4 protein-coding genes are annotated in these 4295 nt (G+C 36.8%); 3 read left to right on the top strand and 1 reads right to left on the bottom strand.

Annotated features, from left to right (window positions below):
* Positions 1–1002 (top strand): PorP/SprF family type IX secretion system membrane protein (locus E1171_RS06155; protein WP_281347202.1); only part of this gene is annotated, 1002 nt, incomplete at its 5' end.
* Between the two features lie 426 nt (positions 1003–1428).
* Positions 1429–2883, top strand: a complete 1455-nt coding sequence (locus E1171_RS06160) for a serine hydrolase domain-containing protein (protein WP_155205127.1) — start codon at positions 1429–1431, stop codon at positions 2881–2883.
* Positions 2884–3037: 154 nt separating this feature from the next.
* Here E1171_RS06160 and E1171_RS06165 read toward each other — a convergent pair whose 3' ends face one another.
* The gene (locus E1171_RS06165; RefSeq protein ID WP_155205129.1) at positions 3038–3454 is read right to left on the bottom strand and encodes a nuclear transport factor 2 family protein; all 417 of its coding nucleotides are present in this window, start codon (positions 3452–3454) and stop codon (positions 3038–3040) included.
* Positions 3455–3719: 265 nt separating this feature from the next.
* Between E1171_RS06165 and E1171_RS06170 the strand changes: the two genes are divergently transcribed.
* Positions 3720–4295, top strand: a 576-nt coding sequence (locus E1171_RS06170) for a TetR/AcrR family transcriptional regulator (RefSeq protein ID WP_155205131.1), incomplete at its 3' end; no start/stop codon positions are given.

Raw genomic sequence — 4295 nt, forward strand, 5'->3', positions numbered from 1 at the left:
GCCCTATTTATTCTGTTTGGAGCAGGTACACTAACTGTAAGGGCACAAGACCCCCAGTTTTCGCAGTTTTATGCGGCTCCACTCTACTTGAATCCTGCTTTCACTGGAACGGCAGAGGCCCATAGGATTATTACTAATTTTAGGAACCAATGGCCTCAATTGCCGCAGGCTTTCAATACTTACTCTCTTTCCTACGATTACAACCTGCAAAAACTTAGAAGTGGAATTGGCCTGCTTCTAGTCACAGATCGAGCGGGTTCTGCCAATCTCAATGATACCCAACTTAGTTTTTCCTATTCTTACCGCATACAAATCAATAAAACGATTGTGGTATCCTCTGGTTTACAGTTTACTTATGGCAACCGTTTCCTTGATGTTAATAAACTTTTTTTTGGCGATCAAATTTCTGGAGGATCCTCTGTTCCTATTTCTATCGATCCCTCTATACAGGATATTAATAGTACCCAATTCTTTGATTTTTCCTCAGGATTAGTCGTTTATAGTAAGGTTTTCTGGGGAGGTTTCTCCATCTATCATATGAATACTCCTAATTATTCTATGCTCGATATGGTAAATGAAATTAACATGAAAATCTCCATTCATGGAGGAGCCAAAATCCCTTTGATTTATACGCTTCGGAAAGGAGTGAATATTCCTAGCCTTTCACCTACCTTTATCTATAAACAACAGGGGGATTTTAGACAACTAGATATTGGGCTTCAATTTACTTATGAGCCTATAAAGACAGGAGTTTGGTATAGGGGAGTTCCTTTGGTTAAAAACCCTATTGATGCTTATAATCAAGATGCTTTGATTTTTTTGTTTGGGGTTCAGTTTCCAAAGTTTGAAATTACCTATAGTTACGATTTTAATATTTCTCAGTTAGGATCTTCGTCGGGGGGAGCGCATGAAGCTTCTTTGATTTACCGTTTTAAACACCGTAAGTCCAACAGGAAGAAAACCAGACGAAGACAGAAATATATTCCTTGTCCAGCTATGTAAGAAGTGTGTGTCTATATATTGTGTTAAACAGGAAATGGAATTTTTGAGGGCCTGCTCGAGGTGTTTTTGAGTTCGTATCGGCAAACTAAGGAATGAAAAAACAACCAAGACCAGGACTTCAAATGCCATTTGTTACAAAAAGAATATCTTCACCCAAGCCTAACCAGGGATTCAGCTTCTTACTTTAATTCAAAAAAATACTTTATATATCCTAAACGTTATCCCGATTCTTAGGGGTTTTAAGTAGAATAGAATAAATGAAAATTTAAAATAGCTCAAATCACAAGCTATTATTAAGGAAAATTCCGAATTTGTTAGGTGAAAGATGAAACCCAATTTTAATAGAGCCTAATTTACTCTACAAGGCATTGTAATTCCAGCTTCCTCTTTCCTGAATTTTATTATCTGATGATTTAAACCGGGACTATGATTCTTTTCAGCCGAAACCTGCTGCTTTTATTTCACCATTTTTTGTCAAAAAAGTTTTTGGATTTCAAACCTATTGGCTGTGGTTTTAGGAGGCTGTCCTGGCTTTTTCTATTCGGGATTTTTCTTTTTGTTAATGGTGCATTTTCTCAAAACCAAGGGGGAGATATTGCGGAAATTTTAGAATCAGTTGAAAAACTTCATGGGAATGAACTTGTGGTAGTGGATCCCGGATCTTTAGAAATTGATCGACAGGTCCTTGAAAGTGGTATTCACTCCATTATTAGAGAGGCACTGGATTCAACAGCATTTCCGGGATGTCAAATTTTATTGGCCAAAGATGGTAAAATCTTCTATGAGCAATCTTTTGGCTATCACACCTATGACCATCAGGTTGAAGTAAAAAATTCAGACCTCTACGACTTGGCTTCCATTACCAAGACCACTGCCGCTACCCTTGCCCTTATGAAACTTTATGAAAATGGAGACTTTGATCCAGATCTTTTAATGGGCACCTATTTTCCCAATCTCGCCAGGTCAAATAAGAAAAAATTAATCATGAGAGAGGTGCTTGCTCATCAGGGAAGGTTAAAGTCCTGGATTCCCTATTGGTCAGAATCTAAGAGAAAAAATGGGAAATACAAAGCACGAACGGTTTCCTCCGACTCTTCGGCAAATTATCCTTTTAAACTTTCCGAATCAGGGTTGTATATGCACAAAAACTTTATTGAAAGGAAGCTTTATAAGATAATTAAGAGGTCGAAATTATTGAAGAAAAAAGAGTATGTATATTCTGGTTTATCGTTTTACCTTTATCCTGATTTAATTCAGAGAATTACAGGAAAACCTTTCGATGAGTTTCTCCAGGAAGAGTTTTACCAGCCTTTGGGAGCGAAAACCATGGGCTTTAATGCAGGGAAATACTTCCCCTTGGAAAGAATTGTTCCCACGGAGGTTGATACATTTTTTCGAATGCAAACCTTACAAGGAGTGGTGCATGATGAAGGCGCTGCAATGATGAAAGGGATATCTGGAAATGCAGGTTTATTTTCTAATGCCAGGGACCTCGCTAAGGTCTATCAAATGCTTCTAAATGGTGGAGTTTATGAGGGGCGTCAATACCTTAAAGCTTCCACTATTAAGGAGTTTACCAAATGTCAATACCCTGAAGATGGTAACCGCAGGGGAATGGGTTTCGATAAGCCTTTATTGGTCTATGATGAAGCCAAAAGTAGTGTGGCAAAACAAGCCAGTCCTCAGAGCTTCGGACATTCGGGTTACACTGGAACTTTGGTTTGGGCTGACCCTGCCAATGGTTTACTTTTTATATTTTTATCTAACAGGGTGCATCCAACTCGAAATAATCGAAAAATTTACACCCTTAATGTTCGGCCTCGAATTCATAATTTGGTATATGACCTATTGGAGCAAGCCCAGGTTAATAGCCAGGAATAGGAAAAAAAGATACATTTAGGTTTTTTCAGACAATACTTTTTGTATTGCCTGAAAGCTTGAAATCTGTAGGATTTTTTGTTGCTTAAATGATAGGAATAAAAGCAATACAAAAGGAGTCCGGAACTATTAGTTTTGGACTCCTTGCGTTCAATATTTATTGCCTCAAAAGGGATTGTTCAATGGCCGTATCCCTATACATTCGAAAATCATTGATTTTATCTCCTTTGAAAGTACACTCACAGGCAAAATCTATATTCCCTGTCTTATGGGTCTCTTTAGATTCTAATTCCGTAGAGCCAAAACTAATCACCTTGTTTCCTTCTACTACAAACTCCTCCTTAAATCTTACATCCTTTAATTTAAAAAGGTTGAAAAATTTATTGATATGCTTTTTAACTTCTTTTGGACTGCGATACTCTCCTTGCTGTCCTGTTTGTTGGGTAGTGGGACTTCCCTTGGGTTCATGCCACCTGACATTTGCATCTAAATGACTATTAAAATGCTCAATATCCTCTCTTTTTGCATCATCAAACAGCTCATGATAGACCGATAACATCTCTTGTTCACTCATAACTTGCGAATTTTCTGGTTAAAAAATAAATTACTGTTAGTCAGTTATTAAAAATTTTGATGAAAGTTCTTCGCACTTCTCATTCCTGCTATAATTCCTTGCTTTTTCAACAATAACAGGAGACATTTCATCCAATGTTTAAAGGGATTTTTTGCGGTTATTTCTGGAAGAATAAGTGAAATGCTATAAGTATTAGGACTTTTAGGTTCGCTAAAAAATATGTACTTCATTTGATATTGCAAATACCGTACGGTATATTTGAGGAATGGTAAGATCAGAAAAAACTCGGCAATTCATCATTGAAAAAACGGCAACTATCTTTAATAAGAAAGGGTATATCGGGACATACCTATCAGATTTAACAAATGCTACAGGACTTACAAAAGGTAGTATTTATGGGAATTTTAAGGATAAAAATGAAGTAGCGGTTGAGGCTTTCAGATACAACTATAAGCAATTAACCAAAGATATTGCCCTTAAACTTGAGCAGGTTGACCGTTCGGATGAACAACTTTTGGTCTTTTTGGATTTTTATAAAAGAGAATACCGAAAAGTATTTGAGAATGGTGGATGTGCCATACTTAATACGGCCGTTGATGCAGATGATGGAAATGAACTATTAAAAGAGGAGGTAGTGAAGGCACTACAAAGTTGGAGAAAAACGATTGAGGAAATTGTTGAGGAGGGAATTAAGAAATCCGAATTGAAAATAAATAATACTGCTGACTTTGTTATAAAAATGATTGCCATGATTGAGGGAAGTATAATGTTAGCGAAGGTTCTGAATGAGCCTCAGATATTGGTTAAAAATATGACCCTTTTAGAAGAGGAAATAAAGGAA

Origin of the sequence: Xanthovirga aplysinae (assembly GCF_009711365.1) — a bacterium.
GTDB classification, from domain to species: domain Bacteria; phylum Bacteroidota; class Bacteroidia; order Cytophagales; family Cyclobacteriaceae; genus Xanthovirga; species Xanthovirga aplysinae.

Bases quoted from the DNA above. Each gene is read 5' to 3' on its own strand.
- E1171_RS06160 (WP_155205127.1), top strand. From the start codon at position 1,429: ATGATTCTTTTCAGCCGAAACCTGCTGCTTTTATTTCACCATTTTTTG.
- E1171_RS06165 (WP_155205129.1), bottom strand. From the start codon at position 3,454: ATGAGTGAACAAGAGATGTTATCGGTCTATCATGAGCTGTTTGATGAT.